The 25,088-nt window shown below is 61.3% G+C and carries 29 protein-coding genes and 1 tRNA gene; 23 read left to right on the forward strand and 7 right to left on the reverse strand.

From position 1 onward, the window contains the following. On the reverse strand, nucleotides 1-313 hold a 313-nt coding region (locus BV911_RS08675; RefSeq protein ID WP_139840056.1), incomplete at its 3' end, for a helix-turn-helix domain-containing protein. Next, nucleotides 310-804, reverse strand: coding sequence for a transposase (locus BV911_RS08680; protein ID WP_139840057.1), 495 nt, complete (start codon nucleotides 802-804; stop codon nucleotides 310-312). The genes BV911_RS08675 and BV911_RS08680, both read right to left, overlap by 4 nt. A gap of 189 nt (nucleotides 805-993) precedes the next feature. On the opposite strand from BV911_RS08680, the gene BV911_RS08685 reads away from it, so the two are divergent. Further along, nucleotides 994-1,395 (forward strand): BrnA antitoxin family protein, encoded by a 402-nt coding sequence (locus BV911_RS08685; RefSeq protein WP_086053216.1) that lies wholly within the window; start codon nucleotides 994-996, stop codon nucleotides 1,393-1,395. A gap of 93 nt (nucleotides 1,396-1,488) precedes the next feature. Here the strand turns inward: BV911_RS08685 and BV911_RS08690 are convergent, their stop codons facing one another. Together BV911_RS08690 and BV911_RS08695 are read right to left on the reverse strand one after the other, a co-directional pair. After that, entirely contained in the window at nucleotides 1,489-2,649 is a 1,161-nt protein-coding gene (locus BV911_RS08690) for a hypothetical protein (protein WP_086053217.1), read from the reverse strand. A 182-nt stretch (nucleotides 2,650-2,831) separates the two neighbouring features. Further along, nucleotides 2,832-4,523, reverse strand: coding sequence for an acyl-CoA dehydrogenase family protein (locus BV911_RS08695; RefSeq protein ID WP_086053218.1), 1,692 nt, complete (start codon nucleotides 4,521-4,523; stop codon nucleotides 2,832-2,834). 166 nt (nucleotides 4,524-4,689) lie between these two features. Between BV911_RS08695 and BV911_RS08700 the strand changes: the two genes are divergently transcribed. Next, on the forward strand, nucleotides 4,690-5,460 hold the full coding sequence (locus BV911_RS08700) for a sulfite exporter TauE/SafE family protein (RefSeq protein WP_086053219.1): 771 nt from the start codon (nucleotides 4,690-4,692) through the stop codon (nucleotides 5,458-5,460). Between the two features lie 117 nt (nucleotides 5,461-5,577). Here the strand turns inward: BV911_RS08700 and BV911_RS08705 are convergent, their stop codons facing one another. Beyond that, a complete protein-coding gene (locus BV911_RS08705) occupies nucleotides 5,578-6,126 on the reverse strand; it encodes a GNAT family N-acetyltransferase (protein ID WP_086053220.1) in 549 nt (182 codons plus the stop codon). A gap of 300 nt (nucleotides 6,127-6,426) precedes the next feature. Then, entirely contained in the window at nucleotides 6,427-8,025 is a 1,599-nt protein-coding gene (locus BV911_RS08710; RefSeq protein WP_086053221.1) for a phosphoenolpyruvate carboxykinase, read from the reverse strand. A 308-nt stretch (nucleotides 8,026-8,333) separates the two neighbouring features. On the opposite strand from BV911_RS08710, the gene BV911_RS20320 reads away from it, so the two are divergent. From BV911_RS20320 to BV911_RS08740, 6 genes are all read left to right on the forward strand, one after another. Next, on the forward strand, nucleotides 8,334-9,122 hold the full coding sequence (locus BV911_RS20320; protein WP_168184024.1) for a response regulator transcription factor: 789 nt from the start codon (nucleotides 8,334-8,336) through the stop codon (nucleotides 9,120-9,122). Nucleotides 9,123-9,295: 173 nt separating this feature from the next. Continuing rightward, nucleotides 9,296-9,730: an HPr kinase/phosphorylase gene (locus BV911_RS08720; protein WP_086053223.1), complete on the forward strand. Its 435-nt coding sequence runs from the start codon at nucleotides 9,296-9,298 to the stop codon at nucleotides 9,728-9,730. Further along, a complete protein-coding gene (gene rapZ, locus BV911_RS08725) occupies nucleotides 9,730-10,677 on the forward strand; it encodes an RNase adapter RapZ (RefSeq protein ID WP_240512206.1) in 948 nt (315 codons plus the stop codon). The genes BV911_RS08720 and rapZ overlap by 1 nt, the downstream gene beginning before the upstream one ends. After that, entirely contained in the window at nucleotides 10,674-11,066 is a 393-nt protein-coding gene (locus tag BV911_RS08730) for a PTS sugar transporter subunit IIA (RefSeq protein ID WP_086053224.1), read from the forward strand. The genes rapZ and BV911_RS08730 overlap by 4 nt, the downstream gene beginning before the upstream one ends. 10 nt (nucleotides 11,067-11,076) lie before the next feature. Next, nucleotides 11,077-11,355 carry an HPr family phosphocarrier protein gene (locus BV911_RS08735; protein WP_086053225.1) on the forward strand — a complete coding sequence of 93 codons (279 nt, stop codon included), beginning with the start codon at nucleotides 11,077-11,079 and terminating at the stop codon, nucleotides 11,353-11,355. Between the two features lie 50 nt (nucleotides 11,356-11,405). Then, the gene (locus tag BV911_RS08740) at nucleotides 11,406-12,305 is read left to right on the forward strand and encodes a lysophospholipid acyltransferase family protein (protein WP_086053226.1); all 900 of its coding nucleotides are present in this window, start codon (nucleotides 11,406-11,408) and stop codon (nucleotides 12,303-12,305) included. A gap of 137 nt (nucleotides 12,306-12,442) precedes the next feature. On the opposite strand, the gene parC is transcribed toward BV911_RS08740, so the two are convergent. Further along, a complete protein-coding gene (gene parC / locus BV911_RS08745; RefSeq protein WP_086053227.1) occupies nucleotides 12,443-14,692 on the reverse strand; it encodes a DNA topoisomerase IV subunit A in 2,250 nt (749 codons plus the stop codon). Between the two features lie 161 nt (nucleotides 14,693-14,853). Here parC and BV911_RS08750 point away from each other — a divergent pair, with 161 nt between their 5' ends. The 15 genes from BV911_RS08750 (at nucleotide 14,854) to rplL (ending at nucleotide 25,046) form a co-directional block, all read left to right on the forward strand. After that, complete coding sequence (locus tag BV911_RS08750; RefSeq protein WP_086053228.1) at nucleotides 14,854-15,615, forward strand: SH3 domain-containing protein; 762 nt, start codon at nucleotides 14,854-14,856, stop codon at nucleotides 15,613-15,615. A gap of 7 nt (nucleotides 15,616-15,622) precedes the next feature. Then, the gene (locus tag BV911_RS08755) at nucleotides 15,623-16,483 is read left to right on the forward strand and encodes an SDR family NAD(P)-dependent oxidoreductase (RefSeq protein WP_086053229.1); all 861 of its coding nucleotides are present in this window, start codon (nucleotides 15,623-15,625) and stop codon (nucleotides 16,481-16,483) included. 68 nt (nucleotides 16,484-16,551) lie between these two features. Continuing rightward, on the forward strand, nucleotides 16,552-16,761 hold the full coding sequence (locus BV911_RS08760; protein WP_086053230.1) for a twin transmembrane helix small protein: 210 nt from the start codon (nucleotides 16,552-16,554) through the stop codon (nucleotides 16,759-16,761). Continuing rightward, complete coding sequence (locus tag BV911_RS08765; protein WP_086053231.1) at nucleotides 16,761-17,333, forward strand: cob(I)yrinic acid a,c-diamide adenosyltransferase; 573 nt, start codon at nucleotides 16,761-16,763, stop codon at nucleotides 17,331-17,333. The genes BV911_RS08760 and BV911_RS08765 overlap by 1 nt, the downstream gene beginning before the upstream one ends. A gap of 229 nt (nucleotides 17,334-17,562) precedes the next feature. Next, nucleotides 17,563-18,321, forward strand: a complete 759-nt coding sequence (locus BV911_RS08770) for an electron transfer flavoprotein subunit beta/FixA family protein (protein ID WP_086053232.1) — start codon at nucleotides 17,563-17,565, stop codon at nucleotides 18,319-18,321. Beyond that, nucleotides 18,321-19,247 (forward strand): electron transfer flavoprotein subunit alpha/FixB family protein, encoded by a 927-nt coding sequence (locus BV911_RS08775; RefSeq protein WP_086053233.1) that lies wholly within the window; start codon nucleotides 18,321-18,323, stop codon nucleotides 19,245-19,247. Before BV911_RS08770 ends, BV911_RS08775 begins: the two co-directional genes overlap by 1 nt. Before the next feature lie 125 nt (nucleotides 19,248-19,372). Then, the gene (locus BV911_RS08780; protein WP_086053234.1) at nucleotides 19,373-19,984 is read left to right on the forward strand and encodes a hypothetical protein; all 612 of its coding nucleotides are present in this window, start codon (nucleotides 19,373-19,375) and stop codon (nucleotides 19,982-19,984) included. 83 nt (nucleotides 19,985-20,067) lie between these two features. Next, nucleotides 20,068-21,243: an elongation factor Tu gene (tuf, locus tag BV911_RS08785; RefSeq protein ID WP_086053235.1), complete on the forward strand. Its 1,176-nt coding sequence runs from the start codon at nucleotides 20,068-20,070 to the stop codon at nucleotides 21,241-21,243. A 184-nt stretch (nucleotides 21,244-21,427) separates the two neighbouring features. Then, nucleotides 21,428-21,503: transfer RNA gene (locus tag BV911_RS08790), tRNA-Trp, on the forward strand. A gap of 155 nt (nucleotides 21,504-21,658) precedes the next feature. Beyond that, nucleotides 21,659-21,853: a preprotein translocase subunit SecE gene (gene secE, locus BV911_RS08795; RefSeq protein ID WP_168184025.1), complete on the forward strand. Its 195-nt coding sequence runs from the start codon at nucleotides 21,659-21,661 to the stop codon at nucleotides 21,851-21,853. Nucleotides 21,854-22,037: 184 nt separating this feature from the next. After that, a complete protein-coding gene (nusG, locus tag BV911_RS08800; RefSeq protein ID WP_086053237.1) occupies nucleotides 22,038-22,571 on the forward strand; it encodes a transcription termination/antitermination protein NusG in 534 nt (177 codons plus the stop codon). 103 nt (nucleotides 22,572-22,674) lie between these two features. Continuing rightward, the gene (gene rplK / locus BV911_RS08805) at nucleotides 22,675-23,103 is read left to right on the forward strand and encodes a 50S ribosomal protein L11 (protein ID WP_086053238.1); all 429 of its coding nucleotides are present in this window, start codon (nucleotides 22,675-22,677) and stop codon (nucleotides 23,101-23,103) included. Nucleotides 23,104-23,107: 4 nt separating this feature from the next. Continuing rightward, complete coding sequence (gene rplA / locus BV911_RS08810; RefSeq protein WP_086053239.1) at nucleotides 23,108-23,809, forward strand: 50S ribosomal protein L1; 702 nt, start codon at nucleotides 23,108-23,110, stop codon at nucleotides 23,807-23,809. 282 nt (nucleotides 23,810-24,091) lie between these two features. Continuing rightward, nucleotides 24,092-24,610 (forward strand): 50S ribosomal protein L10, encoded by a 519-nt coding sequence (rplJ, locus tag BV911_RS08815; RefSeq protein ID WP_086053240.1) that lies wholly within the window; start codon nucleotides 24,092-24,094, stop codon nucleotides 24,608-24,610. A 61-nt stretch (nucleotides 24,611-24,671) separates the two neighbouring features. Continuing rightward, the gene (gene rplL, locus BV911_RS08820) at nucleotides 24,672-25,046 is read left to right on the forward strand and encodes a 50S ribosomal protein L7/L12 (protein ID WP_086053241.1); all 375 of its coding nucleotides are present in this window, start codon (nucleotides 24,672-24,674) and stop codon (nucleotides 25,044-25,046) included. Nucleotides 25,047-25,088: the final 42 nt, after the last annotated feature.

A 25,088-nucleotide genomic window follows, 5' to 3' on the forward strand; every position in this document is an offset into this window, starting at 1 on the left:
TGGACTCAGACGCCAGATACTGCCCCTGATCCGCCAGTTTCGGTACGATTTGGCTGGGTGGGAGGCTTGCGAATTCCATTGAATTACAGACATCCAGCACGGCGGCGCGTTCATCCGCGCTCAGCTTGTTGGCCGGTTCCGGGCGCAGCACGAGGGGGCGTTGATCGGCGCGAACCAGGCCGTCTTTCCTCCAGCGGCGCAGGGTGCGATCGCTGATTTCCAGCTCGACACAGGCATTGGGGCGTCGCGCACCAGCACAGACAGCCTCATCGATCAGGGCAATGGCTGTTTGGCGATGTGGGGTGCTGATCATGCGTCCTCGTCGCCCCCCCAAATCGCCGCCGCCTTTTTTCTGAGAACCAGAAGCGCCGCTGTCTCGGCCAAGGCGCGATCCTTTCGGGCAAGGTCGCGTTCCAGCTCCTTGATCCGTTTCTTCTCTTCCTTTGTGGCCAGACCAAGGCGCGCTGTGCTGGTGCGATCCCAATCGTTCGCCTGTTCACAAGCTGACCGCCATGCTGTGATCTGTGCCGGATAGAGCCCGCGTTTGCGGCAATATTCGGCCAGATCAGCCTCGTTCAGCGCTGCCGTTTCCAGCACCGCCGCGAACTTGTCACGCGAAGACCAGCCCTCAGGACCAGTTTCTGCATCCGGCAGTAGCTGCCCCTTGCCACGCGCCGCCGTGCGCCATTTATGCAGTGTCGCCTCAGATATCCCTTCTTCTTGCGACAGCTGCCGCACAGGGACGTTGTTTGGTGGCAGCATCCGCTTCAGAACGGCCGCCTTTCGTTCGGGTGAATATCCCACGTCATCGTCCTATCTGGCCCGCCGAAAATGTAGAGGAAAAATAGAGCGGCGGACAACTACGCTGACACAGGGGGATACCGTCGGACTTTGATCGGACTTTCGTCGGACCGGGCGCACGCTGGGCTGAGACGTTGTTAACCTGTGTCGGGCTAGGGTGAGCCCAGAGATTGCCGCACCCGGAGAGCCGCCATGCCTGCCAAGCCCGCCCGCACCCCCAGCCGTGACCGCACCGCGCCGCATTACCGCCGGGGGCCGCAAGCCGGTTGGACCAAAACCCGGCGGCTGGCCTATGAGCGGTTGCTGGCCTCGGCGAATGAGCTGTCGGCGGAGGCAGAGGCGCCGTTCCTGTTCCTGCGCGAGACGGTGCCCGAGGCGTGGGACACGCTGGAGGCGGATGTGGACGTCTGGGAGAAGAAGACCAAGGTGACGCTGATGCTGGATGACAGCGTCGCCAAGTTCTATCGGGCGCAAGGGGCCGGGTATCAGGCCCGGATCAACCGGATCTTGGCGACCTATGCCCAGATGAAGATCGCGGAGGTCCGCGAGGCTGAGGCGGCGTATGAGCGGTTTAAGGAGGAGGAGCGGGGGTGAGGGGCCGGATAAAGCGGTGCCCTATCGTGAAAGCGGGATCTGACAGGTTGCTCCCCGCCATCCCGAGTATATGCGTCGATCGACTATCTTTCCTCAGTGACCAATTACTCCAAATACAAGGATCTCAACCAACCACTGAGCAACAAGCCAAATTTCGAGCAGTTGAGTTCCTGATGGAATAAGTTTCGGATCTTGATGTACAAGTTTGTTTCTGAAAAAGGATATCAATTCGAACGCGTCTTGATTTTGTCTGCTACTTGAGAGTTTAAGAAGATTTGGGCTGTGTTCGAGAGGATCTCCTTGAAGTCCATAGAACGCAGTTGCGGCACGTAACTTGTCGGAGAAGGGGATTTTCTCAAGAGACTTGTTTTTTGTCCAGCCGGCTTTTGACTCCAAAATAAAATTTACTATCGCTTCAAGAGCGGTGTGCGCAGCAATTATTGACATCTCTAACGACACACCGCGCGAAGCATTAGACGCGCGATAAAAGTTAATTGACTGGCGGAGGGCGTGTTTTGCTGCAGCATCCGTCATTGAACTGGAGAAGGCAAAAAATACTTCTGGAAGATGGTTCTGCACTTCAACGTCGAACCAGTTGGTCTGCCTTTTGTCTGAGTCGTTTTTGGTGAAACCAATTAGCTCTATAGCGGCTTCTCCATTTTCGCTTGAGGCGGTTAAATTTCCAAATCCACTATGGGATCCCTTAACAAATGTGAGAAACGTTAAAAAAGATTGCAGGTTTCCGAGCAAATTTTCGGAAACCACATTTTGGCTTGAAGATACAATACATGTCGTGCAGTCTTTGGACGTTGGTGGCGTGATCTCAAATTCGTTTGAGTGCGCGTCGCGCAAGGTGATCGGTTTTTGTAAGAACGTCGGCGCGGAGATTAGAACTGCCTTAAATCCAATCCCTGAGGTCGAGTGCGCTAGTAAAATAGGCTCTGTCCGGGCGCGCGCCTCGATGACTACTCGGTCTTTTTCAGAACTTAGTTTTCGTTTTGAAATCATAAGCTCGACAGGACTATTTAAGGTCTCGAGACTTATGCTCGCGGTATAAATTTCGGAAAAAAAATCTTTGACCGCGTCGAGGTATGAAGCGAATTCTCCTAAATGAAAAATTACTTCCCAATTACTTCCATAAGAGACTGGAATCTCAACTGGGCCTGTGTTTAAATTTCCCATTTTTAAATTTAAAACGGGTAGATAAAATTTTGGTAGGTCCTCGGTGGTGTCAAACTGATTAATATTTAGCATGTGTTTTCACGCTTAATTGACGGAAATATTTAGATGCTTATGTCTTGGGATCTTGTCTGATCAGCGTGTTTCGCTGCGCTCGTTTGCTTTAACTATTCGGAGCAAGTTATCATATTCAATAAAGGGTTTTCACTGCGAGGCCGCAAGCGAAATCGCCCGCCGAACCGTTTTCCCGGCGCGCCTCACACCAAAAGCCGCCGCGCAATGACCTGCGCCTGAATCTCTGCCGCGCCTTCAAAAATGTTCAGGATCCGGGCGTCGCACAAGATTCGGCTGATGGTGTATTCCAGCGCGAAGCCGTTGCCGCCGTGGATTTGTAGGCCGTTATCGGCAGCGGCCCAGGCGACGCGGGCGGCGAGGAGTTTGGCCATGCCGGCCTCCAGATCGCAGCGGTGGCCGTGGTCTTTCTCCCAGGCCGAGAAATAGGTGAGCTGGCGCGCGACCATGATCTCGACCGCCATCATCGCCAGTTTACCCGAGACGCGGGGGAAGGCGATCAGGGATTTGCCGAATTGTTTGCGGTCGATGGCGTATTGCATCGAGATGTCGAGGGCGGATTGCGCGACGCCGATGGCACGGGCGGCGGTCTGGATGCGGGCGGATTCAAACGTTTCCATCAGTTGTTTGAAGCCGCGGCCCGCCTCGCCGCCCAGCAGGTTGTCGCCCGTGACGGTGAAGCCATCGAAGGCCAGCTCGTATTCCTTCATGCCGCGATAGCCTAAAACCTCGATCTCGCCGCCGGTCATGCCCGGAGTGGGGAAGGGGTCGGCCTCTGTGCCGGGGGTTTTCTCGGCCAGAAACATCGACAGGCCGCGGTGGTCGGTGCTGCCCGGATCGGTGCGAGCGAGCAGGGTCATGATGTTGGCGCGGCCGGCGTGGGTGATCCAGGTCTTGTTGCCGGTGATCGCCCAGTCCGCGCCGGATTTGGTGGCGCGGGTGCGCAGGGCCCCGAGGTCGGAGCCGGTGTTGGGTTCGGTGAAGACGGCGGTGGGCAGGATCTCTCCGCTGGCGATGCGCGGCAGCCAGTGGTCTTTTTGCGCGTCGGTGCCGCCGCAGAGGATCAGCTCGGCCGCGATTTCCGAGCGGGTGCCGAGGGAGCCAACGCCGATATAACCGCGCGATAATTCTTCCGAGACCACCACCATGGAGGCTTTGCTGAGGCCGAGCCCGCCGAATTCTTCCGGGATGGTCAGGCCGAACACGCCCATGTCGGCCAGATCGGTGATGATCGACATCGGGATCAGTGCGTCCTTGAGGTGCCAGTCATGGGCGTCAGGGATGACCTTGTCGACGGCGAAACGGCGGAACTGGTCGCGGATCATTTCCAGTTCGTCGTCGAGACCGGTGGCCCCGACCGTGGTGTTGGCGGACTGGTCCTGCATCAGCGCCACGAGGCGGGTGCGGGCGGCTTGGGAATTGCCGGTGGTGGCAAGGGTTTGCACGGCGGGATCGGTGAGGGGGGCGATCTCGGTGGTGGTGAGGCCGAGGTCTGAGAGGCGAAGGATTTCGCCCTGGTTCATCGGGATGCCGCCCGCGATCTGGGCGAGGTATTCGCCAAAGGCGATCTGGTGGATCAGCTGTTCGATCTCGGAGAACTTGCCGTCGTCGTGAAGGCGGGTCGCCCAAGCCTGCATTTGTTGCAGCGCCATGTCATAGGTGGCGAGCCACGCAAGGCCATGGGCGGCGGTTTGATGCGCCTCGATCAGGGGGGCGGAGACGCGGCCCTCGGCGGTGACCAGCGTGCGGACCCGGGCGGTGGCCACGGTCATCAGCGCGGCGACGGCGGGCAGGGCGGCGGCGGTGAGGTCCAGAAGGTCGGGCAGGATCACCGGGGCAGGGGTCGCGCCGACGCGCGGCTGTCCGTCATGGGGCATGGCAGGGGTCCTTCTGAGGCTCACGGTCTGGATCGTCGCTTTGCAGCCGCAGCGAAACATATTTTCAAAAGACTGTCCATATTCGCATGATTGTAACTGTAATAATTTCTGCGGACCCGGGCCGGATCGGGCATTCAGAACCAAACAGTGTGGAGTGTGTGGTCGGATGGATGTGTCGTTATTATCGCCTGAGGTGCTGATTGCTGCGGTGGCGGTGACGCTGGGCGCAAGTTTTGTGAAAGGCGCGATCGGCTTTGCCATGCCGATGCTGATGATTTCCGGTCTGACCTTGTTTCTGCCCGGGGAACAAGCGCTTGGCGCGCTGATCGTGCCGACATTGATCGCCAATATCTGGCAGGCATTCCGGGGCGGGGTGGGTCATGCCTTTAGTATTTTAAAGGAGTTCCGCTGGTATATCGGTATGGTGCTGGTGATGATCGGGCTGTCGGCGCAACTGGTGCGGGTGTTGCCGCAGCCGGTGCTGTTTCTGTGCCTCGGGGTGCCAATTACGTTTTTCGCGGCGGTGATGCTGATCGGCTGGATTCCGGCGATCCCGGATGCGCGGCGGCGGTTGGCCGATGTGGTGATCGGCGGCATTGCCGGGTTTTCGGGCGGCGTGTCTGGGGTTTGGGGGCCGCCGACGGTGGCCTATCTGGCCGCGATCGGTGCGGACAAGGAGCGTGCGCTTCGGGTGCAGGGCGTGGTCTATCTGGGCGGGGCCATCGTGCTGCTGTTTGCGCATCTGCGGTCCGGGGTGCTGAACGGTGCGACCCTGCCGCTGTCCTTCGCGATGGTGCCGCCGATGGTGATCGGCATGATGATTGGGCAATTGGTGCAAGACCGGCTGGATCAGGCGCGGTTCCGCAAGGTGATGCTGTGTGCGTTGCTGGTGGTCGGCGCCAATCTGGTGCGGCGGGGGATTGTTGGCTTCGGCTGACGGCACGCGTGAGGCAGGGGTGCTGGGCCGGGACGGAACCCGTTGCGCCATACGTGGCGCAAGGGCCGATCGGCGACGCCCGCGGGTACTGACTCGCGGACGCCGCCATAGCCGCTGCTAGCGATACAGGCCCACGCCGTGTGTCCAATGCACATCGCGGTAGACAAAGGACCCGGTCATGTCGGGTGTGTAGGCCGACAGAGGTTTCATCTGAAACGCCATGTCGGGCATCCGCAACGATGGGCGGCGGATGTTCAGAGTGACTGCCGGTTTGAACCCGCGCGGGCCATAATACTTGTTGTTGCCTTCAAGGAAGACGATGGGCACCGCCAACTTGTCGGCGTCCCGTAAGGCCGCGTCGATGAGGTCGGTTCCAATCCCCTGACCTTGCGCGTCGGGATGAACCCCCAAGGGCGACAGGACCATGACATCGATCATCCGATCCCAAGCGTCGAGCCATGCATGCGTCAGCATCACATGGCCTTTCGGCGTGTCCGAATCGTCGACCGCCACCAGCGAGATGACCGGAAAGGGCGCGTCTAGGGTTCTGAGGTCGCAGACGAGGGCCGAGATGGCCGGATTGTGATCGAATGCGGCATCGTGAAGGGCGTGAACCGCCGCGAAATCGCCACTTTGTTCGACGCGGATGGTGGAAGGAATTTGCATCAGTGAGCTTTCTTTAGATCGAAAGATTGCATGACCCGCACCGAAGCCGGTGGGGGCGCGATGACCCAATCCCGTTGAGAGGGTCAGGCGATGGCGGCAATCTTTTGCATCTAGGCTCCGGACTTGAGCTGAACTGATGTCTGAGGCTACGAGCCGGGCTGCGCGTTTTCAAGCTGAGAAATTCGCCGCGTTGCTGAAGGGCCTTGCTGCGACGGTGGTGACCCGCGCAGCGGAGTGTCCCAAACGCAAACGCCCCGACCGCACGGGCCGGGGCGTTGCTGGTGGCGCTGGCCGTCACGGTTACCCGATGGCGGCGGCTTTGACGTCTTCGTCGATATACGCGAGGTATTGGTCGAAGTTCTCGGCGAACATTTCGACCAGTTTCTGGGCCTGGGCGTCATAGGCCTTTTTGTCGGTCCAGGTGGAGCGTGGATCGAGCAGGCCGCTGTCGACCCCGGCCACCGTCACGGGCACGTCGAAGCCGAAGTTGGGGTCCTTGCGGAAGGTCGCCTCGTGCAGCGAGCCGTCGAGGGCGGCGGTCAGCAGGGCCCGGGTTGCCTTGATCGGCATGCGCGATCCGGTGCCAAAGGCGCCGCCGGTCCAGCCGGTGTTGACCAGCCAGCAGGTTGCGCCGTGCTTGGCGATCTTTTCGCGCAGCAGGTTGCCATAGACCTCGGGGCGGCGGGGCATGAACGGCGCGCCGAAGCAGGTCGAGAACACCGGCGACGGTTCGGTGACGCCGCGCTCGGTCCCGGCCATGCGCGAGGTGAAGCCGGACAAGAAGTGGTACATGGCCTGCGCCGGGGTCAGGCGGCTGATCGGCGGCAGAACCCCGAACGCATCGCAGGTCAGCATGATGATGTTCTTGGGGTGGCCGCCAAGCGCCGTGTCCGAGGCGTTGGAGATGTAGTCGAGGGGATAGGCGCAACGCATGTTCGGCGTCAGGCTGTCATCCTCGAAATCCAGATCCATGGTGTAGGGATCGTAGACCATGTTCTCAATCACGGTGCCGAAGCGTTGGGTTGTGGCATAAATTTCCGGCTCGGCCTTGGGGCTGAGCGAGATGGTCTTGGCATAGCAGCCGCCTTCGAAGTTGAAGGTGCCGCGATCCGACCAGCCGTGTTCGTCATCGCCAATCAGGGTACGGTCAGGATCGGCCGAGAGCGTGGTCTTGCCGGTGCCCGAAAGGCCGAAGAAGATCGCGGTGTCGACCGGGTTGCCGGGGGCGTGGTTGGCCGAGCAGTGCATCGGCATGACGCCCTTGTCGGGCAGCAAGTAGTTCAGCAGGGTGAAGACCGACTTCTTGTTCTCACCCGCATATTCAGTGCCGCCGATCAGGATCAGCTTTTCGTCGAAATTCATCGCAATCACGGTGTCGCTTTTGCAGTCGTGACGGGCCGGGTCGGCCTTGAAGCCGGGGCAGTTGATGATGGTGAAATCCGGGTGGAATTCGGCCAGTTCGGCGATCTCGGGGCGGCGCAGCAGGTGGCGGCAGAACAGGCTGTGCCATGCCAGTTCGGTGACGATGCGCACGTCAAGGCGCAGGGTCGGATCGGCACCGGCATAGAGGTCCTGCACAAACAGGTCGCGGCCTTGCATGTAGTCCAGCATGTCGGTGTGCAGGGCGGCGAAGCCCTCGGGCGACATTTCGGCGTTGTTGTCCCACCAGATGGTGTCGGCGGTGGTGGCCGTCTTGACCACGTGTTTGTCCTTGGGCGAGCGACCGGTGTATTTGCCGGTGGAGACGAGGAAAGTGCCGCCTTGGCCCAGCTTGCCCTCGCCGCGGATCAGCGCCCGTTCGATCAGTGCCGGTTCCAGAAGATTATAATAGACCGTGCCGAGCCCCGTCATGCCCTGTTCCTTCAGATCGAAGGATGGAATCACCTGATCATTGCCCATTTGCGTGCTCCCGATCGCCCTAGGTGGCGAAGAATGTTGTCATTTCGCACTCTGTAGCGACCGGAATTGTCAATGGCCGCCGCCGTGCTGGGCGTCCCGGCGAGGGGCGCCTGCCGCAGTCCTATAGGACGGATGTATCGAAAAACAGTGTCTTTTCAACAGTTAGCGCAATCACGGGCGATGTTTGCGCAACCATGGTTAGCGCCTGTGCTTGGGGCGCGTTTAGGCAATCTTTCCGCTTTATGGGCCAAATGAGGCAGGGGTGCGCGATTCGCACGAGAGGTGTTGTTGAGTGTCAGGGGGTTATGATGGACTGGAGTTCAGTCACAGACATCCGCAGGGGTGCGGATGTCGAGGCGCGCCGTGTGGCGTTGATTTGTCAGGATGGGGCGTTTCGTCGTGAATTGGCCGCGCTGCTGCGGGCGGCGGGATTGGTGCCATTGATTGGGGCGCAGGCCGAGGCCGCGTCGCGGTTGCAAGCCAAGTGCGGCGGCTTGGATGACGGGCCAAAGGCCAAAGCGCCCGATTTGGTGGTCTTGGAGTTAAGCGCTGTGAGTGGTCCGCGCGCGGCGGTGGTGCAGCAGTATCGCGACCGTTGGGCGGTGCCGTTTTTGGTGCTGGCGGATGGCGATGATGACCGCGAGGAAATCGCCTGTTGGCAGGCCGGTGCGGATGATTACCTGCGCCCGCCGGTGCGGATCAAGCCGCTGGTCGCGCGGATCCTGCGCTGGTTGGATCGGTTGTCGCCGGTATCAGAGTTGCCGGATCGGCGCGGCAGCGATGACCGGGTTCTGGCGCAGGGGGCGTTGAATATGGACGCGCGCTGTCATTTGGTGACGTGGCAGGGGCGGCGGGTGCCCCTGACCCAGACCGAATTTCGGGTACTTCAGGCGCTGGCCCGCCGTCCCGGTCACGTCAAAACCCGCGAACAGCTGCTGGATGTGGCCTATGGCGACGGAGGGGATGTGGAGGATCGCAGCATCGACAGTCACATCAAACGGCTGCGTAAGAAGATCCGCACGGTGGATCCTGAGTTTGCGGCGATCGAAACCCTGTATGGCATCGGTTATCGCTATGCCCATCCGCGTCAATCCTGACAATCGGGCACCGGCCTAACAAAAGAGAGGGGGCTTTCGGTCACGGGAGATCAAAAAACGTACGACGCAGTCTGGTTTCATTTGCCGAAAAGATTAATGTCGGCATAACGCCCACGGGGCGGCTGGCCCTTTGGGGTATTCCAGCGACTGTACTGCGGGAGATCTGGACAAGGATGACGGCACGATCCGAGATATGGCACGCCAGCACAGTGGTGGTGAACGGGCTGGGGATCCTGATCGAGGGCCCGTCGGGGTCGGGGAAGTCATCGCTTGCGCTGGACCTTCTGGCGCTGGGGGCTGGGCTTGTGGCCGATGACCGGACCGAGTTGCGCCGGTTTGGGGACGGTCCGGTATTGGCCGCCGCGCCCGCGACACTGCCGGCGTTGATTGAAGCCCGCGGCGTCGGTCTGTTGCCGGTCTGTCTGACTGGCCCGACGGAACTGCACTTGATCGTTGATCTGGCCCACGTCGAGACTGAGCGTCTGCCGGTGCCGCGCCAGCGTCAGGTGCTGGGGCGCAGCATCACCGTGATGTCCCGGCCACAGGGTCCGCATTTCCCGCAGGCCCTGATCCAATATGCCAAAGGGCAGGCAGGGGCCTTGACGTGATACGGGACGAGACTGCGGACATCGCCGCCACCAACGCCGCCCAATTCCGCATCGTTCTGGTCACCGGACCGTCCGGGGCAGGGCGCTCCACCGCGGTTAAGGTGCTGGAAGATCTGGATTGCGAGGCGATCGACAACCTGCCGCTCAGTCTGGTGCCGCGGCTGTTGGAAGGACCGGCGCTGACCCGGACCCTCGTGCTGGGCATTGATGTCCGCAATCGCGATTTCAGCACCAACGGCTTCTTGCAGATGGTGCAGACCCTGCGCGCCCGAGAGGCCGCGCTGGAGATATTGTACCTCGATTGCAGTCCGGACGTGTTGTTGCGCCGCTTTTCAGAAACCCGGCGCCGCCATCCCATGGCCCCGGAAGACAGCCCGCAACTGGGGATCGACCGAGAACTGGCGCTGCTTGCGCCGATTCGGCGCAATGCCGATCTGTTGATCGATACCTCGGACCTGACACCGCATGATCTGCGTGCCGAATTGGCCCGTTGGTTCGATCCGGGGGGGCCGCAGCGGCTGGCAGTGACGGTGCATTCCTTCTCTTACAAGCGCGGCTTGCCGCCGGGGATCGACATGGCCTTCGATTGCCGTTTTCTGAAGAACCCCCATTGGGAGCCGGCGTTGCGACCGCTGGATGGGCGCGATCCGCAGGTGGTGGCCCATATCGCCACCGACGCCCGGTTCTCGGGGTTTTTCGACAAGACCCTTGATCTGGCCGAGTTCCTGCTGCCGGCCTATATCGAAGAGGGCAAGGCGCATTTGTCGATCGGCTTCGGCTGCACTGGCGGCCAGCACCGGTCGGTGGCCATGGCTGAAGGCATTGCCGCCAGTCTGCGGGCGCAAGGTTGGGCGGTGTCGCTGCGCCATCACGAACTGGAGCGCCGTGGCCAGATTGGTGCCGCATCCGAGGCAGCCCGGACCGCCAAGACAGGAGTCCCCGGATGATCGGCATAGTCCTGGTGGCGCATGGCGGTTTGGCCCGCGAATTTCTGGCCACGGTTGAGCATGTTCTGGGCAAACAGGCGGCGATTCGGGCCATTTCAATCGGAGTGCAGGAAGACCGCGTCGCCAAGGCGCGCGAGATCCTTGAAGCGACCGCGCAGGTCGATTGTGGGGCAGGTGTGGTGGTGGTGGTGGACATGTTCGGCGGCTCGCCGTCGAATCTGTCTTTGCCGGCGTGTGACCGGCCGGATCGGCTGATTGTCTATGGTGCGAACCTGCCAATGTTGGTCAAAATGGTCCGTGTCCGGCATCTTCCCCTGCGCGACGCGGTGACCCGGGCGGTGCAAGATGGGCGGAAATACCTTGATTGCTTCGACGCTTTCGGCAATTGACGGCAACAGTATGACTGATCCAATTACCAAGACCTTGAAAATCATCAACCAGAAGGGGCTTCACGCCCGTGCGTCGGCCCGTATGGTCGAGGTGGTGGATGCCCATGACGCCGATGCCGAAGTCCTGCGCGATGGGCTCAGTGCCTCGGGGGACAGCATCATGGGCCTGCTGATGCTGGGCGCGTCACTGGGCACCAGTATTGAGGTGCGGACCCGGGGGGCCGAAGCGTTGGCCCTGTCTGACGCGCTGGAACAACTGGTGGCGAATCGCTTTGGCGAAGAGTTTTAACATGATCCGCTACACTGCCTTTGGGCGCGCCTTCGGGCGTGTGAACGCCGATGGTTGATCGGGTCGGCCACCCGGCGGCGCCGCCGTCGGACTATGTGCCTTATGACAAGCGCAAGCTGTCGTATGCGTCGACCTTTGACAGTCCTGTTCATGCCTTTGCGATCAAGGTCTTGGAATGGACGACCGGCAAGCTGACATTGCTGCGCCTGATCCGCCGGTTCGAACGGGATGGTGTGCCGCAAGGACAGGCCTTCTGGTCGCGGGCCTTGGCGGTCATGGGGATTGAACTGAAGACGCCTGAGGCGCAAATCCGTAATATTCCGGCGGACGGGCCGGTGGTGATCGTGGCGAACCATCCGCATGGCTTGGTGGATGGCATGGTTCTGGCCGAGATGATCGGGCGGGTGCGCGATGATTACAAAATTCTGACCCGGTCGCTGCTGGCCAGCGTCGACGAGGTCAAACGCTATATGATCCCGGTGCCGTTCGTGCATGAAGAAGACGCGTTGCAGCAGAATTTGGCGATGCGCCAGCGGGCGATGGATCACTTGGGGCTGGGCGGCGTCATCGTGCTGTTTCCGTCGGGTGTGGTGGCCAGCTCGCACAGCCTGTTCGGCCCGGCCATTGAGGCCGACTGGAACGCGTTTACCGCCAAGATGATCCTGCGCAGCGGCGCGACGGTGGTGCCGGTATATTTCCCCGGGCAGAACAGCCGGACCTATCAGATTGCCAACCGGATTTCGGCGACCCTGCGTCAGGGGCTGTTGATCCACGAGGTTGTGCATGCGCTGAACCAGCCGCAGAAACCTGTGGTGGGCGCGCCGATCTTGCCCGAGGATTGCGCCCGCTGGCGCGGCGATCCGCGCGGGTTCATGGCGTGGCTGCGCGAGCGGACCCTGACCCTGACCGACGCGGATGCCGAAGGCACGCCGCCTGCATCCGGGCGCTGATCGCCGTTCGGGCCGCGATCTGACCGCTAATTTTCGGACAATGTTTCGACGCCGCCGTGTTGCAGGGTGCCTGCGCCGGGCAACTGTGCGGGGGCAGAAGGCCGGTGCCGGCCCTCTGCGATTGTGCGCCGGTCAGCTTACGAGGTGAACCGGTTGTTCCGGGGGAAGCCGCGCGGCGCCATTCGGCCAGTTCCGGCGCGCGCGCCCGTCCATTCTTCCAGATTGGCCTCCAGCCGGGTGCGTCCGGCGGGGTCTTTCCAGCTGAGGCCGTCGGCAAGGGTGAAGGTGATGACATCACACAGGCCACCATCCTTGAACTTCTGCATCCGCACGCCTTTGCCGCGGCCCATCTCGGGCAGATCGGAGACCGGGAAAACCAGCAGCTTGCGGTTGTCACCGACACTGGCCACGTGATCGCCGCGCACCGGTTTGCACAGCAGCGCCCGGGACGGGGCGCGGACATTCAACACCTGCCGTCCGGTCCGGGTCTGGGCCAGCACGTCATCCTCGGGCACGACAAAGCCGTCGCCGGAGGTCGAGGCCACCAGCAGGCGCCGCCCGGGCTGATGAATAAACAGGGCCACGATTTCGGCATCATTGGGCAGATCGACCATCAGGCGGACCGGTTCACCCATGCCGCGCCCACCGGGCAGGCTGGAAACGGACAGGGTGTAGAACCGCCCGTTGGCCCCGAACAACAGCAAGCGGTCGGTGGTTTCGGCGTGGAACAGGAAGCGGCCTTCGTCGCCATCCTTGAATTTCGGGGTCTGATCGAGGGCGACATGGCCTTTCATCGCCCGAATCCAGCCCATCTTTGAGCAAACGATGGTCACCGGTTCCCGGTCGATCATCGCCTCAATCGGCATTTCCGCGATTTCGATGGCCCGCGCGAAGGTGCTGCGCCGGGCCCCGTTCGGGCTGTTCGCGCCGAAGGTCTTGCGGATCTCGCGCAGTTGTCCGGCGATATGGGCCCATTGCAGGTCTTCGCTGTCGAGCAGATCGACCAAACCAGCGCGCTCGGCCATCAGGGCGTCGCGTTCGTTGCGCAGCTCCATTTCTTCGAGACGGCGCAGGCTGCGCAGACGCATGTTCAAAATGGCTTCGGCTTGGACATCGCTGAGATGGAACTCGGCCATCATCACCGGCTTGGGCTCGTCCATGGTGCGGATGATTTCGATCACGCGGTCGAGGTTGAGGAAGGCGATGATATAGCCTTCCAGCACTTCCAACCGGTGGTCGATCTTGCCAAGCCGGAACCGCGACCGTCGTTGCAGCACTTCTTGGCGGTGATCCAGAAAGGCGCGCAGCACTTCCTTGAGCGAGCAGACCTTGGGCGTGCGCCCGTCAATCAGCACGTTCATGTTCATCGAGAACCGGGTTTCCAGTTCGGACAGCCGGAACAGGGTGGCCATCAGCACCTCGGCCTCGACATTGCGCGAGCGGGGTTCCAGCACGATGCGAATGTCATCAGCCGATTCGTCGCGAACATCGGCCAGAATCGGGGCCCGTTTCGACTGGATCAGCTCGGCCAGCTTTTCGATCAGCTTGGACTTCTGCACCTGATAGGGGATCTCGGTGACGATGATCTGCCACTGGCCCCGGCCCAGATCCTCAATCTCCCAGCGCGAGCGCAGGCGGAAAGCGCCGCGCCCGGTGCGATAGGTTTCAAGGATGGTTTCAGGTGGTTCAACAATCACGCCGCCGGTGGGGAAGTCCGGTCCGGGGATGTGATTGACGAGGGTCTCATCAAGGGCATTGGGCGATTTGATCAGATGCAGGCAGGCCTCGACCAATTCCCCGATATTATGCGGCGGAATGTTGGTGGCCATGCCCACCGCAATCCCGCTGGAGCCGTTGGCCAACAGGTTGGGATAGGCCGCTGGCAAGACTGCAGGTTCAGTCAGGGTGCCGTCATAGTTTTCGCGAAAATCGACGGCGTCCTCGTTCAGCCCTTCCATCAGGGCTTCGGCGGCGGCGGTCAGGCGGGCCTCGGTATAGCGCGAGGCGGCCGGATTATCGCCGTCGATATTGCCGAAATTGCCCTGACCGTCGACCAGCGGATAGCGCACTGCGAAATCCTGCGCCAAACGCGCCATGGCATCATAGATCGCGGCATCGCCGTGCGGGTGATAGTTGCCCATCACGTCGCCCGAGATCTTGGCCGATTTGCGGAAGCCGCCAGTGGGCGACAGGCGCAATTCCCGCATCGCATACAAGATGCGGCGGTGGACCGGCTTTAGCCCGTCCCGTGCGTCGGGCAGCGCCCGGTGCATGATGGTGGACAGAGCATAGGTCAGGTAGCGACTGCCGAGGGCGCGACGAAGCGGCTCGGTGATGTCAGATGGGGTGCTGGTCGGCACGTCGGGGGGCAGGTCTGGGTCGCTCATGGCTGGCTAATAGCGGCTGGACCCGGCCCGGTAAAGCGGCCACAGCGTATGGACCGGGGCAAAAACGACACGCGGCCCGTGGACCGAATCACGGTAAGGTCGCGTTGTGGTGTGAGAATGGGATACGCATGGACCTGAGGATGCGCGGGGGGCGAGGCTGAATGGCACTGAAATTGACGATCTTGTTGGCGGGGCTGATATTCATGGCCATGTATCTGGCCGGGGATTCCGACGGTCCGAGCCGCAGCCGTACCGCAACAGGGGCAGGAGGGCAGACCGGGACGACGGCGCCTGACGCGCCAGCCCCGCCCGAGGCCGACCGCGCCGCAACTGCGCCGGACCCTAGCCCTGAGCCTCAGGCCGACATTGCACCGGCACCTCCGGCAGCGCCCTCAGCTTCGGATGCCCCGGTGGCGTCGATGGCCCCGGATGCTGCGCCGACCGGTCAGACCATGGCGGAGGCCGAAGCTGAAAGTGAAGTGGCCGCCGAAGCCGAGGACGACGCGCCCGTCGTGCTGCCCGGCCTTGGCATGTCTGGCCTGTCATTCGACAGTGGTTCGGACGCGTTGTCCTTGGCGGATGGGGTGCGGGCGCGCATGGCGGAAGATCCGGCCCAACCGTTGCGCCGCCCAGAGGCCCCACCACCAGTGACCGCACAGACAGCGCCGGACGCCCCGGCCCCGGCTGCCACCGACACTGGGCCTTCCGGCAGCACGGCGCGGCCAATGGCGCGGGTGACTGCGACGGCGGTGAACCTGCGGGCGGGCCCGTCTACGGCCGAAGCGGTGGTTGGCCGGGCGTCTGAGGGCGATCTGGTGGAAGTCACCGGCACGCCGGTGCCGGGCTGGAGCGCGATTCGCGACCCGGCCACCGGCAACACGGTCTATATGGCGACCGATTTTCTGCTGATGCAGTCGAACTGAGGCCCGGATGTCTGACACAGGGACCCGCTCGATCCTGATTACGGGCTGTTCGTCTGGAATTGGTCTGGATGCTGCACGGCGGCTGGCCACAGACGGCTGGCAAGTATTCGCGTGCTGCCGCAAGGCCGAGGATTGCGCCCGGCTTGAGGCTGAAGGCCTGCGGGCGCCGCGCTTAGATTACGAGGACCCGGACAGCATCGCCGCAGCGGTGACGGAAATATTGGCCGAGACGGGCGGGCGGCTGGACGCGCTGTATCACAACGGCGCCTATGCGATCCCCGGCGCATTAGAGGACCTGCCGACCGACGGGCTGCGGGCGATTTTTGAGGCCAATCTGTTTGGCTGGCACGAGTTGACCCGTTTGGTGCTGCCGGTGATGCGGGCACAGACGGCGGGTGCGGATCAGATGCACGGGCGGATCGTGCTGGTGTCGTCGGTGCTGGGCTTTGTGCCGACCAAGTGGCGCGGTGCCTATGTGGCGACGAAATACGCGCTGGAAGGCTATGGCGATGTGCTGCGCATGGAAATGCGCGATGTGGGGATTGCCGTCAGTTTGATTGAGCCGGGGCCGATTACCACCCGGTTTCGGATCAATGCGACCCTGCAATTCGAGCGCTGGATCGATTGGCAGGCCAGCCCGCGCGCCGACGCCTATCGGGATCGGTTGATCCCATGGCTGCGTGCCCGGCCCAAACCGGGCAAGGGGTTTGAGTTGCCGCCTGCGGCTGTGACCGATGCGCTGATCCACGCCCTGACGGCGCGGAGACCGCGGCGGCGCTATCGGGTGACGGTGCCGACCCGGGCGATGGCGGTGGCCAAGCGGGTGCTGCCAGAAGCGGCTTTGGATTGGCTGTTGCATCGGGCCTGACGCGGCGCATTGCGGGTTCGCTTTTGGGCCGTCCGGCCCTATGTCAGGCTCAGAAAAGGAAGCACGCCATGACCAATGATCCTCTCTTCATCGTCGTTGCCCTTGCCGTTCTTGTGGTCTTCGTGATCCTGATGGTGGGCATCGGCACATTCGCCAAGGGTGGCGAGTTTAACCGCAAGCACGCCAACCGGATCATGCGTTATCGCATTGGTGCCCAATTCTTCGCGGTGCTGCTGATATTGGGCTTTGTCGCCTATCGCCAGATCGGGGGTCAGTGATGGTCGTCTTAAATCGGATTTACACCCGCACCGGCGATGCCGGACAAACGGCGCTTGGCAACGGTACGCGGGTGGCCAAGCACGATCTGCGGGTCGAGGCCTATGGCACGGTGGACGAGACCAACGCCACCATCGGACTGGCGCGGCTGCACGCCACCGGCGCGATGGATGCGCAACTGGCGGCGGTGCAGAACGATCTGTTCGATCTGGGGGCGGATCTGTGCCGCCCCGATCACAGCAAGGACGCTGAAGCTGCCTATCCACCGCTGCGGGTGACCCAAGCGCAGGTGGACCGGTTGGAAGCCGAGATCGACGCGATGAACACGGTGCTAGAGCCGCTGCGGTCGTTTGTATTGCCGGGCGGGTCGGCGTTGGCGGCGCATCTGCATCTGTGCCGTACAGTCAGCCGCCGGGCCGAACGCCTGACCGTGGCCCTGTCGGGGGCTGAAGAAATCAATCCGGCGGTGCAAAAGTACCTGAACCGGCTTTCGGACTGGTTTTTCGTCGCCTCGCGCATCGCTAATGACGATGGGCGCAGCGATGTTTTGTGGGTTCCGGGCGCAAACCGCTGAGGCCTGCCGAAGCGGCAATCGCACCGCGTTTGGCGACCGGAAGCGCAAACCGCTGAGGCTTGCCAGCGCGGCACCTGCACGACGTTTGGCGATCTGAGACGCATAGCTCAAAGCTATGGGTGTCGCGTTGCGTGCTGCGCCGCATCATTTTGGGTCTGTATGTCACGGGACGGATTGTCTAGACCCGACCCAATCCACGCACGACGACAGTCCAGAGGAGACAGACACGATGAAAATACTGGTCCCCGTAAAACGCGTGATCGACTATAACGTGAAGGTCCGCGTCAAAGCGGACGGGTCCGGCGTCGATCTTGCGAACGTTAAGATGTCCATGAATCCCTTCGATGAAATCGCGGTGGAAGAAGCCATCCGCCTGAAAGAGGCGGGCATTGCCAGCGAAATCGTGGTGGTGTCCATTGGCGTCAAGCAGGCCCAAGAGACCCTGCGCACGGCCCTAGCCATGGGCGCGGACCGGGCGATTTTAATTGAGGCCACTGCGGACGTGCAGACCGATATCGAACCGCTGGCCGTGGCCAAGCTGTTGAAGGCGGTGATCGACACCGAAGCGCCGGAACTGGTTCTGGCGGGCAAGCAGGCGATCGACAACGATCTGAACGCCACCGGTCAGATGCTGGCGGCCCTGTTGGGCTGGTCGCAGGCGACCAATGCTTCGAAAATCGAGATCGCGAATGGCGCGGCGACCGTGACCCGTGAGGTCGATGGCGGTTTGCAGACCATCAAGGTCACGTTGCCAGCGATCGTGACGGTGGATTTGCGTCTGAACGAGCCGCGCTATGCCAGCCTGCCCAACATCATGAAGGCAAAGCGCAAGCCGTTGGAGGCGAAGACGGCGGAAGATTACGGCGTCGATATCAGCCCCCGGCTTGAGGTGATCAAGACGGCTGAGCCCGCAGTGCGCGCGGCCGGGATCAAGGTGGCCTCGGTCGATGAACTGGTGACGAAACTCAAAGATGCGGGGGTAATCTGATGGCGGTTCTTCTTCTGGGCGAAGTGAATGACGGCGAACTGTCGTTGGATGCCACCTCTAAGACCGTGGCCGCAGTGGCGGGCTTGGGCGATGTGACGGTGCTGTGTGTTGGCGCCACCTGCGCCAAGGCGGCGGAAGAAGCGGCGACCATCGCGGGCGTGTCGCGGGTGCTGTGCGCCGAACATGATCTTTATGGGCATCGTCTGGCAGAGCCGACGGCGGCGCTGATCGTGTCACTGGCGGGCGAATATTCCCATATCGTGGCACCGGCCACCACCGATGCCAAAAACATCCTGCCCCGGGTCGCGGCCCTGCTGGATGTGATGGTGATTACCGATGTGTCCGGCGTCGTCGATGCGGACACGTTTGAACGTCCGGTCTATGCCGGGAACGCCATTCAAACCGTAAAATCGCGGGATGCCATCAAGGTGGTGTCGATCCGGGCTTCGACCTTTGATTTGGCAGGGACGGGCGCGGCGGCACCGGTCGAGATGCTGGATGCGGCCGCAGATCCGGGCCTGTCGCACTGGGTTGAGGACAAGCTGGCCGCAAGCGACCGGCCAGAGCTGACCAGCGCGGGCATCGTGGTGTCCGGCGGACGCGGCGTCGGCTCAGAGGCGGATTTCCACCTGATCGAGGCTTTGGCCGACAAGTTGGGGGCCGCTGTCGGGGCCAGCCGCGCTGCGGTCGATTCGGGCTTTGCGCCGAATGACTGGCAGGTCGGGCAGACCGGCAAGGTGGTGGCACCGGATCTCTATATCGCTGTGGGGATTTCGGGCGCGATCCAGCATCTTGCGGGCATGAAGGACAGTAAGGTCATCGTGGCGATCAACAAGGACGAAGAGGCGCCGATCTTTCAGGTGGCCGATTACGGCTTGGTTGCCGATCTGTTCACCGCATTGCCGGAACTGACCGAAAAACTTTGAACCGGCGCTGCCTGCGCTGCATGATGAGAACTGGCCCGCCGGCAATGGCGGGCCTTTTCCTTTGAGGCCGGGTGCGCTAGCAGATGGGGCCGACCCCCGAACGGCTCAGGACTAAGGAACGCTCGATGCTACTTTCTCGCGCCGTCTGTGCGGCCTTCGCCTTGGCTGCCGTCGTGGGCCTGTCGGCCTGCACCACCGAACTTGACAGCGCCACGCAGGCCTCGGGCCTTGGAAATTTCCGCCTCGACCGGGTTGTTGTGGTGTCGGATGATCCAACCCGGGGGCCGTTGTCGCGCGATATTGAAGATGCGGCGCTGAAGGCGGCGGTGACCGATGCGGTGACTGCGCGGTTTGGTCGCTTCAAGGGTGATGAGACCTATTCGCTGGGGATCAAGGTGCAGGCATTCGTGCTGGCCTATCCGGGGGTGCCGATTCTGTTGGCGCCGCGGTCCATGCTGCTGTTGTCGGTCAATGTTTACAACGATGTGCCGGTGCGCTTGAACCCGGAAACCCTGAATTTGACGGTGTTCGAGGATGCTGGCGGCGATACCGTGATGGGATCGGGCTATACTCAAAGCGCCGAACAGCAATTGCTGGAGGTCGCCGATAACGCCGCAATTGAGATCGAATTGTGGCTACGGAAGAACGAAAATTGGTTCGGCGGGGCCCGGTCCAGACCCGAACGCAGCGGAGATGCCGTTGCGGCACCGGCCACGGCCACCAAAACAGGCTCTTGATTTTCCGGGCTGCGCTTTGTAACGAGCCCGCGTTGACAGACCCCGGGCAGAAGCACTCGCCCCAAGCAGAGGCGCCTTAGATCATGGCAAAAGCAAAGTTCGACCGCAGCAAGCCGCATGTGAACATTGGCACGATCGGCCATGTTGACCACGGCAAGACGACGCTGACGGCTGCAATCACCAAATATTTCGGCGATTTCAAAGCCTATGACCAGATCGACGGCGCGCCGGAAGAGAAGGCACGTGGGATCACGATCTCGACCGCTCACGTTGAGTATGAGACCGAAGGCCGTCACTACGCCCACGTCGACTGCCCCGGCCACGCCGACTACGTCAAAAACATGATCACCGGTGCTGCCCAGATGGACGGCGCGATCCTGGTTGTGAACGCAGCCGACGGCCCGATGCCCCAGACCCGCGAGCACATCCTGCTCGGTCGTCAGGTCGGCATTCCGTACATGGTTGTGTACATGAACAAGGTCGACCAGGTGGACGACGAAGAGCTGCTCGAGCTGGTCGAGATGGAGATCCGCGAGCTGCTGTCCTCCTACGACTACCCTGGAGACGATATCCCGATCATTCCGGGTTCGGCGCTGCACGCGATGAACGGCACCCGTCCGGAAATCGGCGAAGAGTCGATCAAGAAGCTGATGGCGGCTGTGGATGAGTACATCCCGACCCCTGAGCGCGCGGTTGACCTGCCGTTCCTGATGCCCATCGAGGACGTGTTCTCGATCTCGGGTCGTGGGACTGTTGTGACCGGCCGGATCGAGCGCGGCGTGATCAATGTTGGCGACAGCATCGAAATCGTTGGCATCAAGGACACCAAAACCTCGACCTGTACCGGCGTGGAAATGTTCCGCAAGCTGCTGGATCGTGGGGAAGCTGGTGACAACGTCGGCGTTCTGCTGCGCGGCATCGACCGTGAGGGCGTTGAGCGTGGTCAGGTTCTGTGTAAGCCGAAGTCGGTTGCACCGCACACCAAGTTCGAAGCCGAGGCCTACATCCTGACCAAGGAAGAAGGCGGCCGTCACACGCCGTTCTTCGCGAACTACCGTCCGCAGTTCTACTTCCGGACCACGGATGTGACCGGCACGGTTGTGCTGCCTGAGGGCACCGAAATGGTGATGCCGGGCGACAACCTGAAGTTCAACGTTGAACTGATCGCCCCGATCGCGATGGAAGAGAAGCTGCGCTTCGCCATCCGTGAAGGTGGCCGCACCGTCGGTGCCGGCGTGGTCTCCAAGATCATCGAATAATCTATACTGACCTTCGGGCGCGCGTCGCCCATCGATCAGGCTGGGCCGTCCGCATTGCGGGCGGCCTTTGCATGTCTGGGGGCAGGGGCGGGGCCAAATTTCGACAGATGCCAAAAACAGGTGGGTGACAGGGCGGTTTCCGCTTGAAGTGCTGCGCGTTTCGAATTATCCCCGCGCTGATTGCAGGGGCTTAGCTCAGTTGGTAGAGCATCGGTCTCCAAAACCGAGGGTCGTGGGTTCGAGTCCCCCAGCCCCTGCCAGTCATTTCACCACAGCGGCAAGCCAACCTAGGGTGACCCGTGATCGCGTCGGACAGAGTTCCGGGCTGCGACACCGGCGGGTCCGGTTCGGTCTTGAACTCCCGGCGGCTCAGGCGTATTTGACCCAGATCGCGACAACAGGACGTCCTATGGCCATGACCAATCCCCTCAAGTTCATCCAACAGGTCCGCGGCGAGGTCGCCAAGATCACCTGGCCCGGTCAGCGTGAGGTCCTTCTGACCACGGCCATGGTGCTGGTGATGGCGTCCCTGACGTCGCTGCTGTTCTTTACGGTGGATGTATTGATCCGTACGGGACTGAAATTCACCCTCGCCTTCTTCGGAAGCTGAACACAGTCGGGTGATGCTGGTGGGTTTGGGGCTTGCAAAGTCCGGGCTCAACGGCTAGCACACCGCCTAGTTCCGGCGAGAGGTGTGCAACGATTCGTATTGCACGCCGCTTTTTGCGTCCGGGCTGCGAGACACAGAGATTCAAGAAACAGGGCCTTCGGGTCAGAACGGGGCGGCGGGCAATATGGCGAAACGATGGTATTCGGTGAGCGTTCTGTCGAACTTCGAGAAGAAGATCGCGGAACAGATTCGCACCGAGGTCATCGAGAAGGGCCTCGAAGACGAAATCGAAGAGGTACTTGTTCCGACCGAAGAAGTGATCGAGGTGCGCCGTGGCAAGAAAGTCACCGCCGAACGTCGCTTCATGCCTGGCTATGTCCTGGTTCGGATGGAGATGACCGATCAGGGCTATCACCTGATCAGCAGTATTAACCGGGTCACCGGATTCTTGGGCCAGCAGGGCAAGCCGATGCCCATGCGGGATGCCGAAGTGAACCAAATCCTGAACCGCGTGGAAGAGGGCGAAGCATCGCCTCGGACGCTGATCCACTTTGAGATCGGTGAGCGCGTGAAGGTCAACGAAGGGCCATTCGAAGATTTCGAAGGCACTGTCGAAGAAGTAGACGAAGATGCGCAGCGCCTGAAGGTGACCGTATCGATCTTTGGTCGGGAAACCCCGGTCGAACTGGAATTCACTCAGGTCAATAAAGACGCCTGAGCGACCCCTGTGGGAGGAAGGCCGGGCGCGCCCGGGTGACCGCACCACAGCAACAAGAGCCGCCTGACGCGTCAGGCTGGTGTTGACAAGAAGGAGAGGCCGCATGGCCAAGAAACTGATCGGGACGTTGAAACTGCAGGTTCCTGCAGGCAAAGCAAACCCCAGCCCGCCGGTTGGTCCGGCGCTGGGTCAGCGCGGCATCAACATCATGGAATTCTGTAAGGCGTTCAACGCCAAGACGCAGGAAATGGAAGTCGGCGCACCGTGCCCGACCGTCATCAGCTATTATCAGGACAAGTCGTTCACCATCGACATCAAGTCGCCGCCGGCGTCTTACTTCCTGAAAAAAGCCGCTAAGCTGAAATCCGGTGCCAAGACGCCGTCGCGGGAAACCGCTGGCTATGTCACTGTGGCTCAGGTGCGTGAAATCGCCGAAGCCAAGATGAAAGACCTTAGCGCGAACGACGTTGAGGCCGCGATGAAGGTCATCCTGGGCTCCGCCCGGTCGATGGGTATCGAGGTGAAAGGCTAAGATCATGGCAAAGCTTGGAAAACGTACCAAATCCGCCCGTCTCGCCTTCGCTGGCAAAGACAACATTTCGCTGGAAGATGCAGTAAGCCTGATCAAGGCCAATGCCACCGCGAAATTCGACGAGACCATTGAGATCGCGATGAACCTTGGGGTTGATCCGCGTCACGCAGACCAAATGGTTCGCGGCGTTGTGACCCTGCCAAACGGCACGGGCAAAACTGTTCGCGTTGCTGTGTTTGCGCGTGGCCCTAAGGCCGATGAAGCAACCGCAGCTGGTGCTGACATTGTTGGCGCAGAAGACCTGATGGAAGCCATCCAAGGCGGCAAGATCGACTTCGATCGTTGCATCGCAACGCCGGACATGATGCCGATCGTTGGCCGTCTGGGTAAAATCCTCGGGCCGCGCAACTTGATGCCGAACCCGAAAGTCGGAACCGTGACCATGGATGTGGCAACTGCTGTTGCCAACGCCAAGGGCGGAGAAGTTCAGTTCAAGGCCGAAAAAGCTGGTGTGGTTCACGCCGGTGTTGGCAAAGCATCGTTTGACGCCGCACAGCTGGCTGAAAACATCCGTGCTTTCGTCGATGCGGTGGCCAAAGCTAAGCCGGCAGGTGCCAAGGGCGCCTATCTGAAGCGGATCAACCTAAGCTCGACAATGGGCCCGGGCGTTTCGGTATCGGTCGACTCGGCTGCTTCGGCAGTCTGAGCACACAAGATTTGGCAGGGTGACCTGCTGAATGACAGGGATCAGGCTTCGGCCGTGGACCCTGTCCTGTCCGAGACGGAGGGGGCGCCTGCTGCTGGTCGCAAGACTGACAGGTAGGGGCTTAATATCCTTCCTGAGATGGGGATCGAGACATTTCTCTGGGTGCCGGTTTTCCGGCCCTCGGGCGATCTGACCTCGGGACCCTGACATAGGACCCGAACGCTGAGGAAACTCAGCACGACGTGAGCCGAGGGGGAGACCCCTCAAATTTGGAGTGAAACTGTGGATAGAGCCCAGAAAGAGAAATTGGTCGACGAACTCGGCCAGATCTTCGAAAGCTCTGGCGTTGTAGTGGTTGCCCATTACGCGGGACTCACGGTTGCCGAAATGCAGGATCTGCGGGCGCGTATGCGTACTGCCGGTGGGTCCGTACGTGTTGCCAAAAACAGGCTCGCCAAGATCGCCCTTGAGGGCAAACCGTGCGCAAGCATTGGTTCGCTTTTGACGGGCATGACCGTTCTTTCCTACTCCGAGGATCCCGTGGCAGCAGCCAAGGTAGCCGAGGATTTCGCCAAGGATAACAAGAAGTTCTTGATCCTAGGCGGGGCAATGGGAGAGACGGCTCTGGACCGGGCTGGTGTTGAGGCCGTGTCGAAAATGCCGTCGCGCGATGAGCTTATTGCTTCCATCGTCGGCTGTATTGGCGCACCTGCTTCGAACATTGCCGGGGCTATTGGCGCACCTGCTTCGAACATTGCGAGCATTCTTTCGACAATCGAGGAGCGCGGCGAAGCCGCGTGAGACCCCCGTGTGTGGCGCCATCAGGACGCTGGAACACATCATATAAGACGGAACAGAGAAAATGGCTGATCTGAAAGCACTTGCTGAACAAATCGTTAACCTGACGCTTCTCGAAGCACAGGAACTGAAAACCATCCTCAAGGACGAGTATGGCATCGAACCGGCTGCCGGTGGCGCAGTCATGATGGCCGGCCCGGCTGCCTCTGCAGAAGCTGCAGAAGAGCAGACCGAGTTCGACGTGATCCTCAAAGCCGCTGGCGCTGAGAAAATCAAAGTCATCAAAGAAGTCCGCGCGATCACCGGTCTTGGCCTGAAAGAAGCCAAGGAACTGGTCGAAGCTGGTGGCAAGCCCGTCAAAGAAGGCGTTGCCAAAGCTGAAGCAGACGACATCAAAGCGAAACTCGAAGCCGTTGGCGCCGAGATCGAACTGAAGTAATCATGGCGGACCCTATCCGGGTCCGACCCTGACATACCTTGG

Origin of the sequence: Pseudoruegeria sp. SK021 (genome assembly GCF_002119405.1) — a bacterium.
GTDB lineage: Bacteria > Pseudomonadota > Alphaproteobacteria > Rhodobacterales > Rhodobacteraceae > Meridianimarinicoccus.